This is a genomic window from Flavobacterium sp., from assembly GCF_031409475.1.
In the GTDB taxonomy this organism is placed as follows: Bacteria; Bacteroidota; Bacteroidia; order Flavobacteriales; family Flavobacteriaceae; genus Flavobacterium.
This window is the reverse complement of the sequence record NZ_JANNXH010000066.1, coordinates 79,528-101,181: the sequence shown is the minus strand read 5'-3', so window position 1 is coordinate 101,181 and position 21,654 is coordinate 79,528. Positions and strand designations below refer to the sequence as shown.

Here is a 21,654-nt window from a genome sequence, read left to right as displayed (position 1 = left end):
AATTAGTTGGTAGCCCAAGCTTTTTGTCCGGGTTTGTATTCTGCACTTCCATCATATCGTCCAGGAACAGGAAGGTATTCACGAGCTTGTGTACAACCTATTTCTGAAGAATAATATCCCAAAAGAGTTAAATCTCTTGCAATCAAAAAGAAAGAAGGTTCTTTATTTGTGGCGATTGCCTCATCTCTTAAATTAGACATTAGTTTTTGACGTTCCGCAACAGACATATTTAAGAAATCTTTATTGAAATCTTTAACACATTTATCTTGCATCGCTTTTAGCCCAGTTGCAAAAATTTCTTGCATATTTTCAGGATAACAATCTCGAATCATCATTGGGATAAAAGGACCAAGACCCGCAGCTTTTGCTCCTGGTGATGAAGCTGTTGTAGGTATAATAATATCGGCGAATTCAGCTAAAATATCTTCATCAGAACCCGAAAACGAGACTTTATTTTTTTCATTGTCAGGCAAAGTAAAACTTTCAAACAAAACGCCCATTGTAGTTGCTGATATTGCGCTTCCAATCAAAAACGCAACGCTTTTAAGTGCTTCTCTTCTATCCATTTGTCAAATTGTTAGATATGTCTATTGTTTTAAATTAAATGTGTAATTATTAAAACAACTCAATATTACTAAATTTACTATTATAATCGCAATTTTTATATCGAAGCATATGAAAATTATCATATTATTATTATAATTTAATATTTTAATATTTTTATATATGATTTTTGATAATAAACAATTTTATATTGCTATAAAATCAATAAAAAAAAATATTAAATTTTTTAATGTAATAAAAAACGACCTCGAAGCTAAAATATAATAAATTTTTTCTTGTTAATTAATTTGTAAATAGACGAAACACAAACTCATTGCTTAAATATGAAACAATAAGAATTGTATTTTTATGAAAATGGAGTAATGCTGCTATAAGTATTTATTAAAATAGTTCCGGATAAAAAAGCATAAGAAATAGAGTCTTAATTTATTAGAATGTTTAGAAAGTATTGAAATGGAATATTCTAATTAAAGCATTTGTGATTGTATTAAACCAGCGCCTTTATCTCTCAAACAAACCAACAGTTCCACCAACCCAATCCTTGTCTTTATTGAATTTTACACCTACCATTTCGCCGCGACTCAAACGAACTAAATTGGTAACTAGAGTAGGAGCTGAGGCGTTTTTTTTCCAAACGGCTAGAATACGAACTTCGGCTTTTACTTTTCCGTCTGGTGATTGAACAACAGGAAGGTAATTTACTTTTTTTTGCAAAATGTACAAATCTTTTTCTTTGACGGCTTCGATGTCTCCTTTTTGGATATTAAAAATTACTCCAATTCCTGAAAACGAAAACAGCGGTTTGAGTACATAATTTTCTAAATCCTTTGGAATATCAACTAAATCACTCACTAAAGTTGTTTCTATAAAATATTTTCCTTTTAGATAAGGCAAAATAAATTTACTAATTCTAAAAAACCAGGTGGGATGTCCTGCCCATTCTACATCTAAATCCGAAGAAAAATCAAAATTCAGTTTCAAATCTGTTCGCAAATCTAATTCGTCAAAAATAACCCGATTGTAAATGCGTTTTACTAGAATTTCTTCTCCTTTTTTGTTTGTGTAAAATAATTGATTCCCTTTTTGGTGCAATTCGGTTACACAAACAATTGGAATTCCTATGTCGCGATTGCAGTAGTAAAAATCAATTTTTGTGTTTTGTTTTTCGGGCTCAATTTCTAGTAAAATTACATTTTCTTTTGGATAATCATTACAGATCACTTCCTCAATAAGTTGGAGGTATTCTTGGGGAGTTAATCCGTTTAGAAAAGGAGTTAACTCTGATAAAAACGGATATTGATTCTGGAATTTTTCGAATAAATTATTCTGAAAATTATACAAAGAAGGAAATCCTTGTACTTCGATAAGCTTTGGGACTACCTTACCATCTTCTTCGCAAATTCCAAAATCTATTGCTAAAAAAGTAGTATGATTATCTTCGTTAGGTACTTTCCTGTTTAATTCTAAAGCTTTGTTTGTGAGTTTTTTAAAATCATCTTTCTGAATAAAAGATATAACATCTTGACAACCTTCGAGCAATTGTACTTTTAGACTATTTGGAATAAAAAAAGGGGTTTCTCCAATTCTAAAAGTAGGTTTATAATCAAAATCTGAAGCAATAGCATCCAATAGATTGTTATATTTTTCTACCGTGAATTCTTGGTTAAAAAGTTGTCTGTGTTTGTCAATCATTTCAAAAGTATTAAGATGAATGTATTAAGTATTAAGATAAATGAATTTGTCTAATATGAGCTAGTCTTAATACTTAATACTTAATACTTAATACTCAATACTTAATACTAATTTAATTCGAAAGTGTTTTCTTAGTTTTCAACAAATCATTAATGGCCAATCTGATAAAATTAGGAATCAATGTTTCGTTAGTTCGGTATATTTTATCATCGTCTAACAAATCTTCGAGCATGTTTCTGAACTTTCTTTTTCCTTTCATGTTCCTGATTTTTTCTTTAGACTCTTTATTTCTCAAGTGCGAGACAAAGCTTATTGGATCCGCTTCGGGGTGAAATTGTGTGCCAACAAAATACTCATTAAAACGCACTGCCATTATTGCTCGTTCGTACTGAACGTGGTCTCTTATTTTTTCTAAGGAAATAATTTTGGCTCCTTTTTTGGCAAAAACACTTAATTTGGGTTGTACCACTTGGTAATCTCTTGAATCGATGGCATAAAACGGATCTGCTAACCCTTCGAAAATGGGATCATTGCTTCCTTCTTTGGTTTTATGAATAGTCATCACACCAAAAGAAGTGTCGTTTCGTTTAGTGATTTCGGCTAAGCCAAAGTGTTTGCAAGCCATTTGAAACGAATGACAGATAAACAAAACATGTTTTTTTACTGCATTTTCATTGTTCCACAAAATAAGATTATTTATAAAATCATAGTATTTCAAATCCCAATTTCCGTCACCTTCTAGTGGATTTCCGGGACCACCAGTCGATATATAGATGTCAAATTTTTTAATATCCGGCAATTCTGATTTTCCTCTTACATCAAAAACTTGAAAACTAACGATTTGATTGAATCTATTTATAATTTCGATAATGCAACGCATTCCCTGATTGGGTTCGCCATTGTACATATCTAAGACGGCAATTTTTATTTGGTTACTCATTATTTTAATTTTGACAATTTAATGATGCAAAGATAACTTTTTCAATGTCAATGTCAATGGCAATGGCAATATCAATGGCAATATCAATGACAAAATCAATTTCAAATACAATTTCAATTTCAAACTGAACGCTAATCCCGAAGCTTCGGGACTGATTACTGAACACTTTATCAAAGCCCTTTAGTAAATTCGCCTGTAATAAAATCTACTACTTTTGATAAATCGTTTGTTTTTTCAAATACTGCTAATTGTTTGTCTGCTCCAGTTCCTTCTCGCATGATGGTGTGCACGTAGTTTATTTGTTCGCGACTGCCTAATTCATCAACAACATCGTCAACAAAATCGAGTAATTCGCCAATAAGCATTTTAGTTTCTACTTCTTTTTGGAGACCAAAATCGATCATATTTCCTTCGATTCCGTAACGTGCAGCCCGAAATTTATTTTCTTTAATCAATGCCAATCTATAGATGTTAAAACTTGTATTGTATAAGGTTAGTTTATATAATTTAGCCACAATGGCTTGAATTATAGCTACAATACACATGGTTTCGTCAACTGTTAAACTCATGTCACAAATTCGAAATTCGATGGTATCATAAAACGGATGCAAACGTAAATCCCACCAAATTTTCTTTGGATTATCGATACAATTGGTTTTTACCAAAGTATCTAAATAATTGTCATAGGAAGCAACACTATCAAAATATTCTGGCAAACCAGTTCTTGGAAATTTATCAAAAACTTTGGTTCTAAAGGATTTATAACCCGTTTGTCTTCCTTCCCAAAAAGGAGAATTGGTAGAAAGCGCAAAAATATGGGGTAAAAAATAGGTGGCTTGATTCATTAATTGCAATCCAATTTCACGATTTTCAATTCCTACATGACAATGCATTCCAAAAATTAAATTAGAACGCGCTGCATCTTGCAATTCATTTACAATTGTGTGATAACGTGGGTCATCTGTGATAGGTTGGTCTTGCCATTTTGAAAACGGATGTGTTCCAGCACCACCTACTATTAGCCCTTGCTTATGAGCTAAATCGACAATATGTCCTCTTAAGGAACTAATTTCGGCTTTTGCTTCTTGAACATTTTGACAAATATTTGTACCCACTTCAACCACAGATTGATGCATTTCGGCTTTTACCTGTTCGTTCAAAATCATTTTTGCACCATCAACAATTTTAGACAAATGCGAGCGTAAATCTCTTGTTTCAGGATCAATAATTTGGTATTCTTCTTCAACTCCAAGAGTAAAAACAGGTAGTTTTTTCATTTTATTTTATTTGAAGCTAATCCAGCTATTTGTTTCAATCTTTTGTTTATTCTACTTCGACAAGCTCAGTATGAAAAACAAAAGGATTTTCACTACTATCTGGGCTAGGGTATTTCGTTTATAATTGACTTTATTTTGCAGTAGCAGCATCTTTTATAAAAGTGCCCCAAGTCAAATTCATTTTTCCTGGTTTTTGTTTTTTGGCGGCAGTAATTGCCATTTTTGCGGCAGCTTCGACTACCCATTCAAAATTTTCAGCACCTACAGAAGTTAGTTCTGCATCTGGTGCAGGATTTCCAAAATCAATTGCATACGGAATACCATCACGTACAGCGAATTCTACGGTATTAAAATCATAGCCCAAACCTTTGCAAAGCCTTAGAGTATAATCTTTTACAGTGGCTAATAGTTTTTTATCTGTTGGTGGTCCATCAATAACATATCTTAAATGATGTGGATTTCTTGGTTCGTATTGCATGATTTTCACGTCTTTGCAACCAAGGCAATACACTCTGAAATATTCTGTGAAAACAATTTCTTCTTGCAACATCATGACAAGTTGCCCAGTTTCTTGGTGTTTTTCCCAAAATTCTTCTTTATTTTCTAATCGGTACACACTTTTCCAACCTCCACCTGCGTAGGGTTTCATAAAGGCTGGAAATCCAATGTAATCGAAAATTCCTTCCCAATCCATTGGATATTTCAAATTTCTAAAAGATTTACCTGTTGTATCTGTAGGATGTTCTGCCGAGGGAAGAATTACTGTGTTAGGTAAAGGAACGCCTAAAGTATCTGCCAATGCATTATTGAAAAACTTATCATCTGCACTCCACCAAAAAGGGTTGTTGATGACATTCGTTCCTGTTAATGCAGCGTTTTTGAGATAGGCTCTGTAAAAGGGAACGTCTTGCGAAATTCTGTCGATAATTACAGCATAATCGCCGTCTTTATTTTGAACTACTTTGTCGATAGAAACGGCTTCGGCTATAATTCCCGGCTCGTTTTTAGAGTTTACTCTGTCAATAAATGCTTGTGGAAAAGTATCTTCCATCCCGAATAATATTCCAATTTTTTTCATTTTATTTTTAGTTTTTAAACTATGTCAAAGTTTAGAACTTTGACATAGTTATAATGATTATTAAAAAAACTTAATTCTTGATAAATAGTGCGAAAACATTTCTTTCCAAACGGGCCAATCGTGTTCTCGGTCTTGCCTCACATCGAACCAATGGGGAATTTCGCGATCGTTTAACACTTTATGCAATTTTAAATTTGCATCATAACAAATGTCCCAATTTGAAGTTCCCAAACAAATATCCATATTCCAAAGTTCATGGTCATTTAGTCCGTACAGATAATCTTCGGGACTGTTATAAAAAACATTTTCATCGTGGTAGCCGTCCATAAAACTTTTAATGTTAAATGCGCCACCCATCGAAAAAATATGGCTTACATATCCTGGATGTCGAAAAGCAAAATTAGCAGCATGATAACCACCAAAACTGCAACCTGCAAGGGCAACTTTTCCTGAACCAGTATTGTTTTTTATTTTTTCTACAAGTTCATGGCAAATCATTTTATCGTACCAAGTATGATTTTCAATACGGTGATACGGATGAATATTTTTATTATAAAAACTATCTTTATCTATACTCGAAGGACAAAAAATTTGAATTAACCCTTGTTCTATAAACCATTTTGCAGAGTCTATCAATCCCATATCTTTGTTTTCATGAAAGCTACCCATAGAAGTTGGAAATAGAATTACAGGATATCCTGAATGTCCAAAAACTAACATTTCGACATCTCTGTTTAAATTTGGTGAATACCATTTGAAATACTCTTCTTTCATTGTATTAATTTTTCTAACAATTATAATTAAAATATTCAATATTTATATCAATTCAATACTGTTTTTATAAACTATTACTGTAATGCTTATAATAAGTGTTGTTTATTAACAAAACGATAAAATAAACGATAAAAGCGAGCTGAGATTTGATTTATTGTGATAAACACTAAAAATAAATAATCAGAAAAAAGTTCTAATCTACTCTTTCAAAAAGTTGTACTTGACTTTTTAATCTTTCTATTAGCATACCCATCATTCTTTTGTTAAGACTAGAGGAATTTTTTATATAAAGCTCATATTCTTCGACGGTGAATAATCCAATAATCATTCCTTTTAAAGAGTTTCTGAACTTGATATCTTTTTGAATCGAGTTTTCGATAATATTTAATTTTTTTTCGACCGAATGGGAGTAAAAATCAGCTTTATTTTTACTCAAATAATTTATAAATGAGGATACAAATAAGTCGTTTTGTAATTTTAAAATGGGTCTAAGTATTTCATTTTGAAATAGTTCATCTGTAGAGGATTGATTTGAAATTGTCCCTATTGTTTCTCCTCTAAATTCTTTTAAAAAAACATCTCGTTGGCTCATCTTTTTTTTCTTTAAAAATAAAAAAAAATACAATAAGAATAACTTAATTTTACTTTATTAAATTAAAAATTATGCGATTTCATACTAGAAAATGGGTAAAACCCGAAGATTTGAATCCTAACGGTACATTATTTGGCGGAAAATTATTAGCTTGGATTGATGAAGAATTGGCCTTGTATACTATTATTCAACTTGAAAATTCTAAAATAGTAACCAAGCACATGTCTGAAATTAATTTTAGAAGTTCTGCCAAACAAGGTGATATTATTGAAATAGGTATTGATGTGGTAAAATTTGGTAACTCGTCAATCGTTTTAAAATGTGAAGCACGCAACATGATGACCCAAGAAACTATACTCACGATAGACTCCGTCACTATGGTAAGTTTAGGTGCAGATGGGAAACCAAAAGCGCATGGAAAAACTAAAATAGAATTTATTAGCGATCGATTAGATACTTTTTAATCCTCAACAAATACACCTTTTCCTTGAGATGGTAACTCAAAAAGTTCTAAATCAAAATAAGAAATTGAGGCAATAATATGATCAAAAATATCTGACATGATATACTCATAATTTTCCCATTGCTTGTCCTTTGAAAAAACATAAATTTCTAAAGGAATTCCTTGAGAAGTAGGCTGTAATTGCCTACAAACTAATAGCATGTCCTTATTTAAGCCTGCGTGATTTTCAAGATATTTAGTAATATACTTTCTAAACAGTCCAAGATTTGTTAAATGCCGCCCGTTGAGAGATAAATTTTTATCTATATTATTTTGCAAATTATATTTCTCGATTTCAGTTTTCTTTTTAATAATATAATCGGTGATGAGTTGTATTTTCATTAAATCTTCTAACTCTTCATTTTTTATAAAACGAACACTACTAGATTTTATTAACACATGACGTTTTATTCGTCGTCCATCGGATATTTGCATCCCGCGCCAGTTTTTGAATGAATCTGAGATTAAGCTATAAGTTGGAATTGTAGTTGTTGTGTAGTCAAAATTTCGAACTTTAACTGTGGCTAAATTTATTTCAATTACATCACCATCTGCTCCAAACTTGTCCATTGTGATCCAATCACCAATTCGAACCATATCATTTACAGATACTTGAATACTTGCAACAAACCCAAGTATTGTATCTCTAAAAATTAATAGTATAATGGCAGATATTGCTCCTAAAGTAGCAAATAGTTTTTCTATTTTTATTTCAAAAACTTCCGAAAATATGACCGTAACGCCAACCATCCAGAGAATTATCATTATAACCTGAATGTAGCTGTCGATGGGCTTGTCACTATATTCTGGCATACATTTTAAATGATCACGCAGTGCATTAAAAATGGTTCTTACGATCCACAATAATAACAAGATGATGTATATACCAATTAATTTTCCAAAAACACCTTCCCAATAATTGTATTCTTTTAATATTATAGGTACTGATTTATAAATAAATAACAAAGGTATAAGATGCGAAATATACATTACCGTTTTATTCGAAATCAATAAATCGTCAAACTTAGTGTGTGTTCTTTTAGCCACTATTTCCATGATTCTGGATAATAAAAATCTAAAAAAAAGAAAAATAAAATAGACTAATACACTTAAAATGAGAATGTTAATAATCAAACTAAGATAAGCAGAAATCGTATCTCCAAAACCCCATTTTCTAAATAAAGGATAGCACCAACTGAATATTTTTTCGATTAATTTAAACATCCTTCAAATATTTTTTTTCGACATAAAAAGTCCCACAAGGAATTATAGAACAAATAAAAACAATAAATCCTTTTTTAAAATCCCATTTTTCCTTTAATGCAAAATATAATGCAATTATTATAAAAAATGTGAATAATACGCCATGTGCCATCCCTATGGGACGCATATACTCCTTATTATTGAATAAATATTTTAATGGCATTGCTACAAAGAACAATAATATAGAAGATATTCCTTCCAAGACAGCAATAATTCGAAACAATTTGAGCATTATTTATTTTATAAATTTAAGATTACAAAATTAAGTATTATCATTGATTATTAAAGTAAATATTCAAAAGTAATTTACTTTTGCACTAATAATTGAAAATAATGAGTAAACGAGATTTAAAAAAATATTTATCAGAACTTGATAAAAATCAACTTGAAGAACAGGTTATTGATTTATATGAAAAATTTAGTGTTGTAAAAACTTTCTATGATTTTGTTTTTAATCCAAAAGAAGAATCGCTCTTGAAGGAATGTAAAATTAAAATTTCGAATGAATATTTTCCTCAAAAAACATCTGGCAGAAATAGTAAACCAAAAATGCGGCGTTCGGTTGCCCAAAAATACATCAAGCATTTTATACTTTTAGGCGTGGATCCTTTTATAATTGCTGATGTAATGCTTTATAATATTGAGATTGCCCAAACGTTTTCAGCCGATCGAATCGTAAAACAACAATTGTTTTATAAAAGCATTTTCAATTCATTTGAACAAGCCGTAGTTTTCTTGATAAGTAATGGAATAGTAAATGAATTTAAGGAAAGGATAATAAAAATACACCAGCAAACACTGATACAAAACTGGGAAAATGAACCCGAATTTAACGGAATCATAGAAAGATTTGAGTACTGAGAAATTAACTAGCATTTTTTTATTTAAGTAGTACTGATTAATAGTAACAAAATTTGATGAATTAACTGTTTTTTAGACGTATTTTTGCAAAAACCTATCAAAAAGCAATGTCGCAAAATACTTTAGAAATAGAAATCGAAGAAAAAAAAGAACTTTATGCCTACCAAAAAGGGGATATAGATACCATTTTCGAGAGATTAGATAATGCACCTTCAAAACATCATTTACTTTATCAATTGCCTACTGGCGGTGGTAAAACTGTCGTGTTTTCAGAAATCGTAAGACGCTATTTATCTAAACACGATAAAAAAGTAGTCGTTTTAACCCATAGAATAGAACTTTGCAAGCAAACTTCAAAAATGCTAAAAGGTTTTGACGTTAGTAATAAAATCATCAATAGTAAAGTAAAAGAACTCCCAGATCAAAACGAATATTCTTGTTTTGTAGCCATGGTCGAAACTTTAAAAAATAGAATCAATGACGAAAAATTACATCTTGACAATATAGGTTTAGTAATTATTGATGAAGCACATTATAATTCGTTCCGTAAATTATTGAGTTCTTTTAAAAGTGCTTTTATTCTTGGAGTTACAGCAACACCTTTGAGTTCGAATATTAAATTACCAATGCACGAAAACTATGACGAACTCGTTGTTGGAGATAATATAAGTTCACTTATTGATAAAGGATTTTTAGCAAAGGCAATTACATACAGTTACGATGTAGGTTTAACTTCATTAAAAGTAGGTATAAATGGAGATTACACCGTAAAATCATCCGATGATTTATATACCAATATGGCCATGCAAGAAAAATTATTGCATGCTTATACAGAAAAATCATTAGGCAAAAAAACCCTTATTTTTAATAACGGTATCAACACTTCCTTATATGTTTATGAAACTTTTAAGGAAGCCGGATTTCCTATTCGACACTTAGACAATACAAGCAGCAACCAGGAACGAAAAGATATTTTGCACTGGTTCAAGAAAACTCCAGATGCCATTCTAACATCCGTTGGGATTCTTACAACTGGATTTGATGAACCTACGGTTGAGACCATTATTTTAAATAGAGCTACTAAATCTTTGACTTTATATTTTCAAATGATAGGTCGTGGTTCTAGAAAATTACCCAATAAAAATACTTTTAATGTAATCGATTTAGGAAACAACGCAGCTCGTTTTGGGCTTTGGAGCGAACCCGTAAATTGGCAACATATATTTAAATCACCTGAATTTTATCTCGAAAATTTACGAGACGATACTGAAATTGAATTGTATTTTAAATACACAATGCCACCAGAATTACGTGAAAAATTTATCAAAACCCAAGTCGTTACGATGGATATTGATGAGGAACACAAGTTGGCAATTGCACAAAATTTACGCTCAAAAGTCGTATTAGACAAATCAATTGACCAGCATGCAGCCATGTGTGTCGATAATACCCAAGAACTCCAGCAAGCAAAATCATTATCTCGTGAACTAGAACCAGACATTGAATGTCGGGTAAAACGCTATTCAAAATGTTTAAGTCAATGCAGTAAAAACTACCGAGAATGGCTTATGGACGATTATAAATTAAAATTAACGTTGTTAATAGGGAAGAAGTACCGTGAAAAAATAATGAATGAAGAGGATTAGTACTCGATGATTTAAAACCATTAATACAGCTTTTTTAGTAGCAATTTCCCGCTATTCGCTTTATCTTTTTATTGCTTTTAAGCTCAGTTCAATCTAACAAAATTTTAGTAAAGCAATAAAAAGGATACCGCTACTATCGGGGCTAAAAATTGTGATTTCCAAACACCTCTTTATAAAATATAAATCCAATAAATGACTAAACAATTCTCCGATTTAGGAATTTCAGCACCAATTCTTAGAGCTTTAACAGAGTTAAAGTTTGTTAAACCCACCGAAATTCAACAAGAAATAATTCCGTTATTTCTATCAAATACTCATGACATTGTTGGGCTTGCAAAAACGGGAACTGGAAAAACTGCTGCTTTTGGATTACCATTATTGCAATTAATAGACACCACAAATACAACAATACAAGCCGTAATACTCGTTCCAACACGTGAATTAGGACATCAAATTTTTAGTAATTTAGAATCCTTTGCAAAATACCTTCCCGAAGTTTCCATCGCTGCAACCTGCGGGGGAATTCCAATAAAACCACAAATTGAACGATTAAGTTCACCAACACATATTGTTGTGGCAACTCCGGGACGATTAATTGATTTGATACAACGCAAAGCCATTAGATTAAACGAAACTAAATTTCTAGTTTTGGATGAAGCGGACGAAATGGTGACAATTTTGAAAGAAGGTTTAGACGAAATCATCGCCGAATTGCCAAAAAATCGCAAGACTTTTTTGTTTTCGGCAACCATGCCTGGAACCATAAAGCAACTGATTCAGAATTACTTAAACAAAAATGTAGTTCAAGTCAGTGCCAACATGGAAACTATAGGTAATCAAGAAATAGATCATCAGTATATTGTAGTCGATCCTATTGAAAAACTGAATGTATTGATGCATTTTCTAACATCTAAAGAAGGAGAGCGAGGAATTATTTTTTGTAAAACCAAAGCCGCAGTCAATAAATTAGCTAAAAATTTAGCCATAAATCGATTTTCGTCTGGAGCATTGCATGGTAGTTTGTCGCAAGGTATTCGAGATCGAATTATGGAGCAATTCCGTGAAGGACACATCAATATATTGGTTGCAACCGATTTAGCAGCAAGAGGAATCGATGTGGCAGTCATTTCTTATGTGGTAAATTATCACTTACCCGATGTTTATGAAGTGTATGTTCATCGCAGCGGTAGAACTGCTCGAGCTGGAGCCAAAGGACTTTCGCTAACTGTTTTACAGCAAGAAGAAGTTGCAGAAATTGCAGATTTCGAGCGAGAACTTGGAATCAAATTCAGCAAGTTTCAAAAACCATCATCTGAAAATATTGAAGAAAACAATATTTTATTGTGGGCAAAACAAATTTTTAAGACAAAACCCAATCACGATATTTCATTGGACTTAAAAACCAAAATCAAAACTGTTTTTCATCATCTTACCAAAGACGAATTGATAGATAAACTATTGGCAAATTATTTACAACAAATTAAAACCGAAAAATCATCAAAAACGGAACTCGTTCAAACGAATCAAAAAAGATAATAGTCGTAATACTTATGACTTATTTAAACGTCATATTTATGCACTATAATTTATATTATGTAAAATAGAATATTTGATTAATACAACTTAAAGCCTTTATTATTAAAGAAAAAACATTACCTATTGCTAAGTAATGTTGATAATGAATTTATTAAATACTATTCTACATTGAAAGCGATATTCCATTTTTCCCAACTCAAAACGATGTCTTTATTATTGATAGAATAAATCAATTTTTCAATACTTGAATCAGAAGCTTTTTGTTTTACGGATACACGAATTTGATCATTGGATTCTTTGTACTTATACGAACCCCATTGTTTTGCATCTTTATTAAAAATCAATACACATTCAGTAGCACTCGGAATAACAAAGAACGAATATTTACCCGCAGGTAATTTTGAACCTTGTATGGTAAGATCTTTATCTGTTTCAAATGTTGTAGCATCGTTTGCACCTGCGCGCCAAACTTGATTGAAAGCCACTAATCCACCCCAAATTTCTCTTCCTCTAACAGATGGACTACCGTATTTAATTGTAATATTAGCGCCATTTATCTTCCCAGATACTGATTCTGCTGAACTTGTGGGCTTTTCTTGTGCATTAGAATAAAATGTGATGAATAAAGTCATCAAAAGTAAACTCAATTTTTTTTGAAATCTCATGATATAAAATGTTTTAGTTATACATCATAAAAGTAAATAATCGAAATTAATTATATAAAAAAGGCTCTAATTTTATGAAAAAATTAGGAATTACATAAATAATTAGCTTTCGTCTTAGAATGAGCACAATATAATTTATTAATTTATTATTTTTACAAAACTATACCTATTTAAACCTATTTATGAATACAATTGCAGAACACATAGCCGATTTTTTAAAGGAATATCCGCCATTTGACAACTTGACATTTCAGGAATTATCGGAGATTGCTACAAATATTCGGGTAGTTAATTTAGAAAAGCACAAAACGTTGTTTCAAATTAACGATGTTTTGCACGATAGTTTTTATGTAGTTGCATCTGGAGTTATTAATTTATCCGTAATTGCTGACGCGGAAGAGGCTTTATTGAATAAATGTGTCGAAGGTGATGTTTTTGGTTTACGCCCGTTTTTTGCTAAAAATAATTATATGATGACGGCAAAAGCACGCGAAGAAAGCATAATTTATGCCATTCCTATTGCGACTTTCAGACCTTTTGTTGCAAATAATTCAGAAGTTTTAGACTTTCTTTTGCATAGTTTCGCTTTAAATACGAGCAATCCTAATGATAAAGAAAACAGGAGAGGAAAATTAATTTCTGACAATGTGTTTTACTCGGATCAAAAATCTGAAATGCAATACTTTCAGTCATTAACTTACAGTAATTCTCCATTAATAACTCAAGCAACAAGTATAATCAAAGATGTTGCTCAACTTATGACCGAAGCAAGTTCAAATAGTGTTCTTGTTTGTGAAAACAAAATCCCTATTGGTATTGTTACCAATACCGATATGTGTTCTAAAATTGCAACTGGACGTTTTCCAATTTCTGAGAGTATTGATAAAATTATGGCTTCACCTGTGATTACAGTTGTCGAAAATGTCTCCTTAGCCGAAGCTCAGCTGCTTATTTTAAAACATAACGTCACTCATTTATGCGTTACTCAAGATGGAACAGATAAATCAGCAGTAAAAGGAATTATTTCTGAACACGATTTAATAGTAGCTCAAGCTAGTAACCCTGGTGTTTTAATAAAAGAAATTAAACGGTCACAGTCTCCAAAAGATTTAAAATTAATTAGAGAGCGATTGTCGGATCTAATTCAAAAATCATTGCACAAAAACATCCCTCTTTCTCATGTAAGCAATATTGCTAGCGAAATTAATTTAGCCATAATAAAGCGATCCGTTGAATTATCAATTTTAGATTTAGGCTCACCTCCTGCTCGTTTTGCTTGGTTAAGTATTGGTAGTCAAGGTCGAAAAGAACAATTATTGCAAACCGATCAAGACAGTATTTTAATTTTTGAAGATGTTACAGTAGAAAAATATAGAGAAGTCAAGGATTATTTTCTAAAGTTAGCCAAAAGAACCACTGCTATATTAGAAAAAGTGGGTTACACTTTATGCGAAAATGGTCATATGGCGAGTAATATGTTGTGGTGTAAATCATTGACTGATTGGACAAAACAATACAATAGCTGGATGAATACTCCAGGTGAAAACAGCAATGACATAAGCAGCGTTTTCTTTGATTTTGAAATTGCATTTGGCGAGCAAAAGATAGAAGAAGCCATTGAAAATATCATTTATAATAACTCTAAAAACAATACTTTATTTTTTGATTTTCTAGGTAATGATGCCCTTAGAAATAATGCACCTTTAAGCTTCTTTAAAAATTTTAATGTTGTAGAAACTGGACCAAACAAAGATAAATTTGATATAAAAACGCTTGCTATATTGCCACTTGTCGATGGTGCACGGCTTTTTTCGTTAAGTAATAATCTAAAAGGAATTAACAATACTTACTTAAGATTCAAACAATTAGCGATTGTTGATTCTAGAAATAAGGAAGTTTATTTAAATTGCGCCGAAGCATTTATAATTTTATCAAAATTTAGAGTAACCGAAGGTTTAAAGAATGACAATTCAGGTCAATACATTAGCTTAAACGAATTATCAAAAATCGATAAAGAAAATCTAAAAAATGCTTTAGCACCAATGAAAGAATTGGAAGAACTAATTAAAAACAAGTTTAAACTTACCCAATTTTCATAAATTATGATAGACTGGCTAAAAAATATAAATAGAGAATATCCCGAATTTTGGAATAACTACCTTAAAAAATTTGAAAATAAGTCAAAAAGATTTGTTGTTTTAAGCACCGAAACTTCAGGATTAAATATCGATAAAGATGTTATTTTATCAATTGGCTCCTTTTCTATCATAGATAATAGTATTATTATTGGTGATAGCTTTGAAGTTGTTTTATTGCAATATAAGTTTTTGTATGAAAATGGTCTTTCAAACGAATTTATTGTTGAAAGCAAAATTAAAAAAATGGGAGAACCAGATGCAATTCAATTTTTAATTGAATATATTGGAAACTCAGTATTAGTAGGCCATCGAATTCATTTTGATGTTGAAATGATAAATGCAGCATTAGATAAATTAAACTGCGGCAAATTAAAAAACGAGGCTTTAGATATTGATGTAATGCATCGAAAACTTAATGATATCAACGATAAACAATTCTCTCTAGACGAATTAAGCACCATTTATAAAATACCTATGAGTGATAGAAATTCTTCTTCAGAAGATGCCTATAAAATTGGATTACTGTTTTTAAAATTAAAATCAAGATTGGGAATAAAGTAATTTTTAAATAGTAATAATTTCACTAAATCTTCCGTGATGACTTATAGAAACGGGTCTTAAAATCGATTTTTGACTGTTAAACCTATTCGGAATACCATCAATTTTTATAAATTCATTTGTGTTTTTAATCGATTGAATAGCCTCAAAATCTTCCCTATTTACTGCAGCAACAGAATATATAAATTCGCTTGAAAAAATTGTTTTTGTATAATAAATATTTTTATTACAGAGTACTTTTCCAAAAATTATTCCATCTAAAATTTCCAAATCATAACATTCTAATTGCAAAGAAATAAAGGCTCTAGTTCCGGTCTGTCGATTATAAATTTTATAAGCAGCTTCCTTCCTACTCCATAAATTCCATACCATAATTTCAGAATTTATAGCCGTATTAATAAGTATTTGTTCCCTTTTCGTAAAAATTTTATCCAAAAAACCTTTGCGTTTCCAATTGCTTTCTTTTTGGGCTAAATCCAAATCTACAATATCGTTTCCTATCATTTTTGGGATAATTTAGTTTCAATAATTTCCAAAGTTGATTTTACATCAAGCATTCGTTCCATAGATTGATTGTCTATTACAATATCAAAAACCTCCTCTATATCTAAAATCACATCCACTAAGTTAGCTGAATTTATTTGTAAATCTGTAATAAAATCGGTGCTTTCAGTTAGGTTGTCATAAGCTTCTTGATTCTTGACATAAGGTTTTACTATAGTTTTTAACTGACTTATTATTTCTTGCTTATTCATATTTATATTTGATATTTTTTAAAAATAACACAGCCGTTTACATCGCCAAAACCAAAACTTGCTTTTGCAATAATATGCAATTCTTTTTCAATTAATTTTTGCGTTATTCTAGTTTCATCAATTATAGCAGTTATTTCAGGATTTAAATCTTCACAATTTATATTCGGGAAAATAAATCCATGATGCAATTGCAAAACCGAAGCCACACTTTCGATACTTCCCGCTGCAGACAAACAATGTCCAACCATTGATTTTAGAGAATTTATGTAAGGAAAATCAATTCCTTTTCTGTTCAATGCTACACTCCAATTCTGAATTTCCAAACTATCTTTTGAAGTTGCCGTTAAATGCCCATTAATAGTGTCAATATCTTTTGCATTTATTCCTGCGTTATCAAGTGCATTTCTAATACATTTTTGTACCGCAGTTGGATTTGGTGCGGTCATTGTTCCCAAACCGCGTTGTCCACCTGAATTTATATTTCCGCCTAAAACTTCGCAATAAATTTTGGCTCCACGTTCTAATGCAGTTTCTAAATCTTCTAACAATAATGCTCCAGCACCACTTCCTGGCACAAATCCAGAAGCACTTGCTGACATTGGTCTTGAACCTTTTTCTGGTGCTGCATTATGTTTAAAAGTACAGACTTTCATAGCGTCAAATCCACCCCAAATATAAGGTCCAGAATCACTCGTACTTCCTGCCAAAATACGTTTTGCTTGTCCTGATTTGATGCGCTCAAATGCCATCAAAATACTTTCAGTTCCTGTTGTACAAGCAGAGGAATTAGTTGTTACTTGATTACCTAATCCTAATTTTCCGCCTAAGTAAGCACTAACGCCACTATTCATAGTTTGCGCCACAGCGGTACTTCCTAATTTTCGGGTTTGAAAATCATCTATTTTATAAATACTTTCTCTAAATTTATCAATTCCAGAAGTTCCAGTTCCAAAAATGGTTCCGCTATCCCAATCGGGTTCATCGTTGATTTCTATTGACAATCCTGCATCTTTCCAGGCATCAATTCCCGCAATAACCCCGTATAATATTCCCGTAGAATTAAAATTTCGCAATTCTAATTCCGTAAAATAGTGCAATGACAAATCAGTTGAAACTTCCGGTTTTCCAGCAATTTGACAAGAGAATTGCAATCGTTCTAATTCTGGATCGTGTTTTATTCCTGAAATTCCGTTTTTTATGGCAGTTGTAAACGCATTAAGTCCTACTCCATTTGGAGCAACTACACCAAGACCCGTTATTACAACACGTTTACTCATTTTGTCATTGCGAGGAACGAAGACACCCGAGCACAGCGAACTGAGCGCAGCTAATCTCATCCTCCTAATTAAATTATCATTCCAGAAATAAATCCGCTACACACTACTTCACCTTGTTCATTTTTCATCATGACGTTGCACTTTAATTTTCCAAATCTAAAATAGATTTTTTCTGAAATTACAGTTACTTTTTCATTTGGAAAAACAACTTTTAAAAATTCTATTTCATTTGATGTTAAAGCTATTAAAGTATTTTTATTAAATGTATCATTCATCAAAAATATTCCCAGACACACGACGCCAATTTGCGCCATTACTTCGATTAAAATGACTCCTGGCGTTACAGGATTATCTTTGAAATGACCTTTGTAGAAATCTAAAGTTGGTTCAAAAGTATAGGTTCCTTCTACTCCATTTTCGTTTATTGAAATGATTTCATCTACAAACAAAAAGGGTTTGGAGTACGGTAATTTCGATAAAATATTTTCGTTAGCCATATTTTTTTAAAACTCTAATAAAACCCGTTGCGCCGAAAATCCTGGACCAAAACTCAACATCAAACCAATAAAGCCTTTCTCTGGTTTCTTGTCCATAATTCGTTCTAAAACATACAAAACAGTAGCACTTGACATGTTTCCGTACAAACGCAAAACTTCTTTGGTTTCATCTATATTTTTTCCTAAAGGAGAAAATAAATCTTCAACTGTTTGTACAATTTTCTTGCCTCCAGGATGAAAGATTAAATAATCAATTGCTTCAATATTTAAATTATTTTTTGCTAAAAAAGGGTGAATAATAGCTGGAAAATGGGTTGATATTGTTTCTGGAACTTCAATATCTAAAACCATTTGCAACCCTGAATTCGTGAGTTTAAAACCCATCATGTGAATGTTGTCATAAAAATGATACATGTCTTCGGCTAGAATTTTTGGTCCTTCATCATCATCGTGAGACGATAGCAAAACACAAGCTGCACCATCACCAAAAATAGCTGCACTAACAATGTTTGCCATAGAAAAATCATCAAGCTGAAATGTAGCTGTTGGGCTTTCAATAGCAATTACTGCTGCTCGCTTTCCAGGATTGGCTTGCAAGAAATTTTTGGCATAAATTATTCCTGAAATTCCTGCAGCACAACCCATTTCGGTTACAGGCAAACGAACAATATCCTGCCGCAATTGCAATTTGTTGATCAAATACGCATCTACAGACGGAATCATAATCCCGGTGCAACTTACGGTGATGATGTAATCTAAATCCTGCGGTTTCCAATTGGCTTTTAGCAGCGCTTTTTCAATGACTTTTTCGCCTAAATCAATTACTTCTCGTATATAAATATCATTTCTTTCTTCGAAAGAAGTTTTGGTAAAAACTTCGATTGGATCCATGATAGAATAGCGTTTATCAACCGCTGCGCCTTCAAATATTTTTTTTACTTTTCTAATAAAACGAGGTTCTTGTCCCAAAAGCCATGCATCAAGAAAAGGCAAAATTTCTTGAGTAGTTCTAGAATATTTAGGCAATTGCTTGGAAACACATTTAATTTTTACACTCATATTTAATTCTAATAACAATGTCAATTTCAATGACAATTTTAAAAATTTAATTCTATTTTCTTTTGCTTAATGCTATTTTCTAATAATCCATTGATAGCGAAATGCCCATTTCCATTGAATGCTATATTTTTTTAACTTTAATTTTTCTGAAAACTGTTTCAATTCGGCTTTTTTAAAACCTCGTAAAATAGAAGTCAAACCATCTTCACGCGACATTGCATTTAATCTAAAAACGAAACAGACTACTTGAAACAAACGATAAGAAACGGAACTTCGATGCAAATCATTTATTACAATTCCTATAGCTGCATTTGCATTAAAAACGGATACTATTTTCATAATTTCGTTGTCTTTAAAATGATGTAAAGTCAACGTACACAAAACTATATCATATTTTAATTTTGCAAAAGTTTCATCAAAAACATCTATACAACGGTAACTAATATTAGGATATTGAATTGATAATTCACAAGCTACATTTACGGTAAATTTGTTAGCGTCAATCCCAATTAATTGCAAATTATAATTATTTTTAATTCCAAAATCAGCTAGATTTCTAAGCATATCCCCATTGCCACAACCCACATCAACAATCGTAATTTGTTGTTTTTTAGCACTATTTGAAAGTAAAAATTGAACGCCTTGTAAAGTTAGTTTGTTTCCTCCTAAAAGCTGATTTATTTTGGCAATTTTAACTAAAGCATCACGCAAAAGATCTCCTTCCATAGAAAAATCATCCATGATTTCTGGTTTGTTCGTTCTATATTTTGTGCTTACAAACATCTATAATTTATTGCGGTTAAAATTGTAATTAAATAGTTTTTCCGTGTGTGTTTTTTATAATTAATTGCAGCAAAAATGGAACTCTGACTAATATGCGCAGCAATGCTTCAGAGCGTTTTGGTTTTTGCAAAATACATGACAGAAATCGTCCGGTTTGCAATCTTTTTTTGAAATTAAAATTCCATTCCTTTTCAAACTGTTTTTCTAAATCGGCTCTAGATTTGATTTCATTAGTATAAAATTTAGCTATTAATTCACTTGCAATTTTAGCACTATGGATTGCCATAGCCATTCCGTTGCCGCAAAGAGGATGTATTAATCCCGCTGAATCGCCAATCATCAATAGGTGATTTTCTATCGCTTTTTTTTTCTCAAAAGAGATTTGGCTAATGGTTAATGGATTTTCAAAAAGCAAAGTACAATTTTCGAAAATTGCTTTTAAATGAGGGTTTTTAGAGACTATTTCTTTTTGATATTCGTCTATATTTTTAAACTGCTTGAAAGTTTTATAATCTGCTAAATAGCAAATATTAATTGCATTATTCTCCACTTTGGAAACACCACAATAACCTCCCTTGAAATTATGCAACCCTACCAAGTCATTGGGGAAATCTCCAGAGTAATGTGCTTTTACAGCTAGCCAAGGGGATTTATTTTGAATAAAATCTCTATTCATTTTTTGATCAATGTTAGAACGTTTCCCAAAAGCTCCAATTACGATTTTTGAATTTACAATCAAATTATCAGAGGTTGTAATTGCAAAATTATCGGCTGTGAAATTAATATTTTCAACTGTTTCATGTATGATTTCACAACCATTCTCCAATGCTTTTTTATATAAAAATTCATCTAAAACATAACGACTAATTCCAAATCCACCAAGCGGAAGATTGCAATTTATGTTTGTACCAGTTAAAGTTGAGAATTGAAGCTTTGTTATATTAGTTGGTTCTAATTGATTTATATTTAAACCCAACCAATTCAAATATGGAAGCACTTCATTAGAAATATATTCGCCGCAGACTTTGTGTTTAGGGAAACTATTTTTTTCTATTAATACAACCTGAATTCCAATTTTTGACAAATGTATTGCTGCAGTTAATCCTGCTAAACCACCACCAAGTATTGCAACAGCAGAGTTTGTTTCCATATTGAGACAAATTTAGGTAATTTCTCTCAAAAAATATTCATTTGAAC

The 21,654-nt window shown here is 31.4% G+C and carries 24 protein-coding genes; 6 read left to right on the top strand and 18 right to left on the bottom strand.

The window, feature by feature from the left end; genetic code table 11:
• Positions 1-2: 2 nt before the first annotated feature.
• From RMO53_RS12175 to RMO53_RS12140, 8 genes are all read right to left on the bottom strand, one after another.
• Positions 3-566: a gluconate 2-dehydrogenase subunit 3 family protein gene (locus RMO53_RS12175; RefSeq protein ID WP_310381142.1), complete on the bottom strand. Its 564-nt coding sequence runs from the start codon at positions 564-566 to the stop codon at positions 3-5.
• Between the two features lie 499 nt (positions 567-1,065).
• Entirely contained in the window at positions 1,066-2,256 is a 1,191-nt protein-coding gene (locus tag RMO53_RS12170; RefSeq protein WP_310381139.1) for a hypothetical protein, read from the bottom strand.
• 112 nt (positions 2,257-2,368) lie between these two features.
• The gene (locus RMO53_RS12165) at positions 2,369-3,196 is read right to left on the bottom strand and encodes a glutamine amidotransferase-related protein (protein ID WP_310381136.1); all 828 of its coding nucleotides are present in this window, start codon (positions 3,194-3,196) and stop codon (positions 2,369-2,371) included.
• Positions 3,197-3,200: 4 nt separating this feature from the next.
• A complete protein-coding gene (locus RMO53_RS12160; RefSeq protein ID WP_310381134.1) occupies positions 3,201-3,362 on the bottom strand; it encodes a hypothetical protein in 162 nt (53 codons plus the stop codon).
• Positions 3,363-3,366: 4 nt separating this feature from the next.
• Positions 3,367-4,473, bottom strand: coding sequence for a carboxylate-amine ligase (locus RMO53_RS12155; RefSeq protein WP_310381133.1), 1,107 nt, complete (start codon positions 4,471-4,473; stop codon positions 3,367-3,369).
• Positions 4,474-4,603: 130 nt separating this feature from the next.
• Entirely contained in the window at positions 4,604-5,551 is a 948-nt protein-coding gene (locus tag RMO53_RS12150; RefSeq protein ID WP_310381132.1) for a hypothetical protein, read from the bottom strand.
• 60 nt (positions 5,552-5,611) lie between these two features.
• The gene (locus RMO53_RS12145; RefSeq protein ID WP_310381130.1) at positions 5,612-6,325 is read right to left on the bottom strand and encodes an alpha/beta fold hydrolase; all 714 of its coding nucleotides are present in this window, start codon (positions 6,323-6,325) and stop codon (positions 5,612-5,614) included.
• A gap of 193 nt (positions 6,326-6,518) precedes the next feature.
• The gene (locus RMO53_RS12140; RefSeq protein ID WP_310381128.1) at positions 6,519-6,917 is read right to left on the bottom strand and encodes a glyoxalase; all 399 of its coding nucleotides are present in this window, start codon (positions 6,915-6,917) and stop codon (positions 6,519-6,521) included.
• A gap of 71 nt (positions 6,918-6,988) precedes the next feature.
• Between RMO53_RS12140 and RMO53_RS12135 the strand changes: the two genes are divergently transcribed.
• Complete coding sequence (locus tag RMO53_RS12135; protein ID WP_310381125.1) at positions 6,989-7,381, top strand: hotdog domain-containing protein; 393 nt, start codon at positions 6,989-6,991, stop codon at positions 7,379-7,381.
• Here the strand turns inward: RMO53_RS12135 and RMO53_RS12130 are convergent.
• Both RMO53_RS12130 and RMO53_RS12125 read right to left on the bottom strand, forming a co-directional pair.
• On the bottom strand, positions 7,378-8,643 hold the full coding sequence (locus RMO53_RS12130) for a mechanosensitive ion channel domain-containing protein (RefSeq protein ID WP_310381122.1): 1,266 nt from the start codon (positions 8,641-8,643) through the stop codon (positions 7,378-7,380). The two genes, RMO53_RS12135 and RMO53_RS12130, sit on opposite strands and share 4 nt — an antisense overlap.
• Complete coding sequence (locus RMO53_RS12125; protein ID WP_310381119.1) at positions 8,636-8,914, bottom strand: DUF3817 domain-containing protein; 279 nt, start codon at positions 8,912-8,914, stop codon at positions 8,636-8,638. The genes RMO53_RS12130 and RMO53_RS12125 overlap by 8 nt, the downstream gene beginning before the upstream one ends.
• 101 nt (positions 8,915-9,015) lie before the next feature.
• On the opposite strand from RMO53_RS12125, the gene RMO53_RS12120 reads away from it, so the two are divergent.
• The 3 genes from RMO53_RS12120 (at position 9,016) to RMO53_RS12110 (ending at position 12,725) form a co-directional block, all read left to right on the top strand.
• A complete protein-coding gene (locus tag RMO53_RS12120) occupies positions 9,016-9,543 on the top strand; it encodes a DUF6155 family protein (RefSeq protein WP_310381117.1) in 528 nt (175 codons plus the stop codon).
• A 107-nt stretch (positions 9,544-9,650) separates the two neighbouring features.
• A complete protein-coding gene (locus tag RMO53_RS12115) occupies positions 9,651-11,189 on the top strand; it encodes a DEAD/DEAH box helicase (RefSeq protein WP_310381114.1) in 1,539 nt (512 codons plus the stop codon).
• Between the two features lie 192 nt (positions 11,190-11,381).
• Complete coding sequence (locus RMO53_RS12110) at positions 11,382-12,725, top strand: DEAD/DEAH box helicase (RefSeq protein ID WP_310381111.1); 1,344 nt, start codon at positions 11,382-11,384, stop codon at positions 12,723-12,725.
• 158 nt (positions 12,726-12,883) lie between these two features.
• On the opposite strand, the gene RMO53_RS12105 is transcribed toward RMO53_RS12110, so the two are convergent.
• The gene (locus RMO53_RS12105; RefSeq protein ID WP_310381108.1) at positions 12,884-13,390 is read right to left on the bottom strand and encodes a DUF2911 domain-containing protein; all 507 of its coding nucleotides are present in this window, start codon (positions 13,388-13,390) and stop codon (positions 12,884-12,886) included.
• A gap of 182 nt (positions 13,391-13,572) precedes the next feature.
• Between RMO53_RS12105 and RMO53_RS12100 the strand changes: the two genes are divergently transcribed.
• Entirely contained in the window at positions 13,573-15,489 is a 1,917-nt protein-coding gene (locus RMO53_RS12100; RefSeq protein ID WP_310381106.1) for a DUF294 nucleotidyltransferase-like domain-containing protein, read from the top strand.
• Between the two features lie 3 nt (positions 15,490-15,492).
• Entirely contained in the window at positions 15,493-16,089 is a 597-nt protein-coding gene (locus RMO53_RS12095) for a 3'-5' exonuclease (RefSeq protein ID WP_310381104.1), read from the top strand.
• 3 nt (positions 16,090-16,092) lie between these two features.
• On the opposite strand, the gene RMO53_RS12090 is transcribed toward RMO53_RS12095, so the two are convergent.
• The 7 genes from RMO53_RS12090 to RMO53_RS12060 form a co-directional block, all read right to left on the bottom strand.
• On the bottom strand, positions 16,093-16,590 hold the full coding sequence (locus tag RMO53_RS12090) for a 4'-phosphopantetheinyl transferase superfamily protein (RefSeq protein WP_310381101.1): 498 nt from the start codon (positions 16,588-16,590) through the stop codon (positions 16,093-16,095).
• Entirely contained in the window at positions 16,587-16,841 is a 255-nt protein-coding gene (locus tag RMO53_RS12085) for an acyl carrier protein (RefSeq protein WP_310381099.1), read from the bottom strand. Before RMO53_RS12085 ends, RMO53_RS12090 begins: the two co-directional genes overlap by 4 nt.
• 2 nt (positions 16,842-16,843) lie before the next feature.
• A complete protein-coding gene (locus tag RMO53_RS12080; protein ID WP_310381096.1) occupies positions 16,844-18,118 on the bottom strand; it encodes a beta-ketoacyl-[acyl-carrier-protein] synthase family protein in 1,275 nt (424 codons plus the stop codon).
• A gap of 68 nt (positions 18,119-18,186) precedes the next feature.
• A complete protein-coding gene (locus RMO53_RS12075; protein ID WP_310381094.1) occupies positions 18,187-18,615 on the bottom strand; it encodes a FabA/FabZ family ACP-dehydratase in 429 nt (142 codons plus the stop codon).
• 6 nt (positions 18,616-18,621) lie between these two features.
• On the bottom strand, positions 18,622-19,674 hold the full coding sequence (locus RMO53_RS12070; protein WP_310381091.1) for a type III polyketide synthase: 1,053 nt from the start codon (positions 19,672-19,674) through the stop codon (positions 18,622-18,624).
• Between the two features lie 72 nt (positions 19,675-19,746).
• Positions 19,747-20,457: a methyltransferase domain-containing protein gene (locus RMO53_RS12065; protein WP_310381088.1), complete on the bottom strand. Its 711-nt coding sequence runs from the start codon at positions 20,455-20,457 to the stop codon at positions 19,747-19,749.
• A 28-nt stretch (positions 20,458-20,485) separates the two neighbouring features.
• Positions 20,486-21,607: an NAD(P)/FAD-dependent oxidoreductase gene (locus RMO53_RS12060; RefSeq protein WP_310381087.1), complete on the bottom strand. Its 1,122-nt coding sequence runs from the start codon at positions 21,605-21,607 to the stop codon at positions 20,486-20,488.
• Positions 21,608-21,654 lie beyond the last annotated feature (47 nt).

Bases quoted from the DNA above. Each gene is read 5' to 3' on its own strand.
- RMO53_RS12175 (WP_310381142.1), bottom strand. From the start codon at position 566: ATGGATAGAAGAGAAGCACTTAAAAGCGTTGCGTTTTTGATTGGAAGC.
- RMO53_RS12170 (WP_310381139.1), bottom strand. From the start codon at position 2,256: ATGATTGACAAACACAGACAACTTTTTAACCAAGAATTCACGGTAGAA.
- RMO53_RS12165 (WP_310381136.1), bottom strand. From the start codon at position 3,196: ATGAGTAACCAAATAAAAATTGCCGTCTTAGATATGTACAATGGCGAA.
- RMO53_RS12155 (WP_310381133.1), bottom strand. From the start codon at position 4,473: ATGAAAAAACTACCTGTTTTTACTCTTGGAGTTGAAGAAGAATACCAA.
- RMO53_RS12150 (WP_310381132.1), bottom strand. From the start codon at position 5,551: ATGAAAAAAATTGGAATATTATTCGGGATGGAAGATACTTTTCCACAA.
- RMO53_RS12145 (WP_310381130.1), bottom strand. From the start codon at position 6,325: ATGAAAGAAGAGTATTTCAAATGGTATTCACCAAATTTAAACAGAGAT.
- RMO53_RS12140 (WP_310381128.1), bottom strand. From the start codon at position 6,917: ATGAGCCAACGAGATGTTTTTTTAAAAGAATTTAGAGGAGAAACAATA.
- RMO53_RS12135 (WP_310381125.1), top strand. From the start codon at position 6,989: ATGCGATTTCATACTAGAAAATGGGTAAAACCCGAAGATTTGAATCCT.
- RMO53_RS12130 (WP_310381122.1), bottom strand. From the start codon at position 8,643: ATGTTTAAATTAATCGAAAAAATATTCAGTTGGTGCTATCCTTTATTT.
- RMO53_RS12125 (WP_310381119.1), bottom strand. From the start codon at position 8,914: ATGCTCAAATTGTTTCGAATTATTGCTGTCTTGGAAGGAATATCTTCT.
- RMO53_RS12120 (WP_310381117.1), top strand. From the start codon at position 9,016: ATGAGTAAACGAGATTTAAAAAAATATTTATCAGAACTTGATAAAAAT.
- RMO53_RS12115 (WP_310381114.1), top strand. From the start codon at position 9,651: ATGTCGCAAAATACTTTAGAAATAGAAATCGAAGAAAAAAAAGAACTT.
- RMO53_RS12110 (WP_310381111.1), top strand. From the start codon at position 11,382: ATGACTAAACAATTCTCCGATTTAGGAATTTCAGCACCAATTCTTAGA.
- RMO53_RS12105 (WP_310381108.1), bottom strand. From the start codon at position 13,390: ATGAGATTTCAAAAAAAATTGAGTTTACTTTTGATGACTTTATTCATC.
- RMO53_RS12100 (WP_310381106.1), top strand. From the start codon at position 13,573: ATGAATACAATTGCAGAACACATAGCCGATTTTTTAAAGGAATATCCG.
- RMO53_RS12095 (WP_310381104.1), top strand. From the start codon at position 15,493: ATGATAGACTGGCTAAAAAATATAAATAGAGAATATCCCGAATTTTGG.
- RMO53_RS12090 (WP_310381101.1), bottom strand. From the start codon at position 16,590: ATGATAGGAAACGATATTGTAGATTTGGATTTAGCCCAAAAAGAAAGC.
- RMO53_RS12085 (WP_310381099.1), bottom strand. From the start codon at position 16,841: ATGAATAAGCAAGAAATAATAAGTCAGTTAAAAACTATAGTAAAACCT.
- RMO53_RS12080 (WP_310381096.1), bottom strand. From the start codon at position 18,118: ATGAGTAAACGTGTTGTAATAACGGGTCTTGGTGTAGTTGCTCCAAAT.
- RMO53_RS12075 (WP_310381094.1), bottom strand. From the start codon at position 18,615: ATGGCTAACGAAAATATTTTATCGAAATTACCGTACTCCAAACCCTTT.
- RMO53_RS12070 (WP_310381091.1), bottom strand. From the start codon at position 19,674: ATGAGTGTAAAAATTAAATGTGTTTCCAAGCAATTGCCTAAATATTCT.
- RMO53_RS12065 (WP_310381088.1), bottom strand. From the start codon at position 20,457: ATGTTTGTAAGCACAAAATATAGAACGAACAAACCAGAAATCATGGAT.
- RMO53_RS12060 (WP_310381087.1), bottom strand. From the start codon at position 21,607: ATGGAAACAAACTCTGCTGTTGCAATACTTGGTGGTGGTTTAGCAGGA.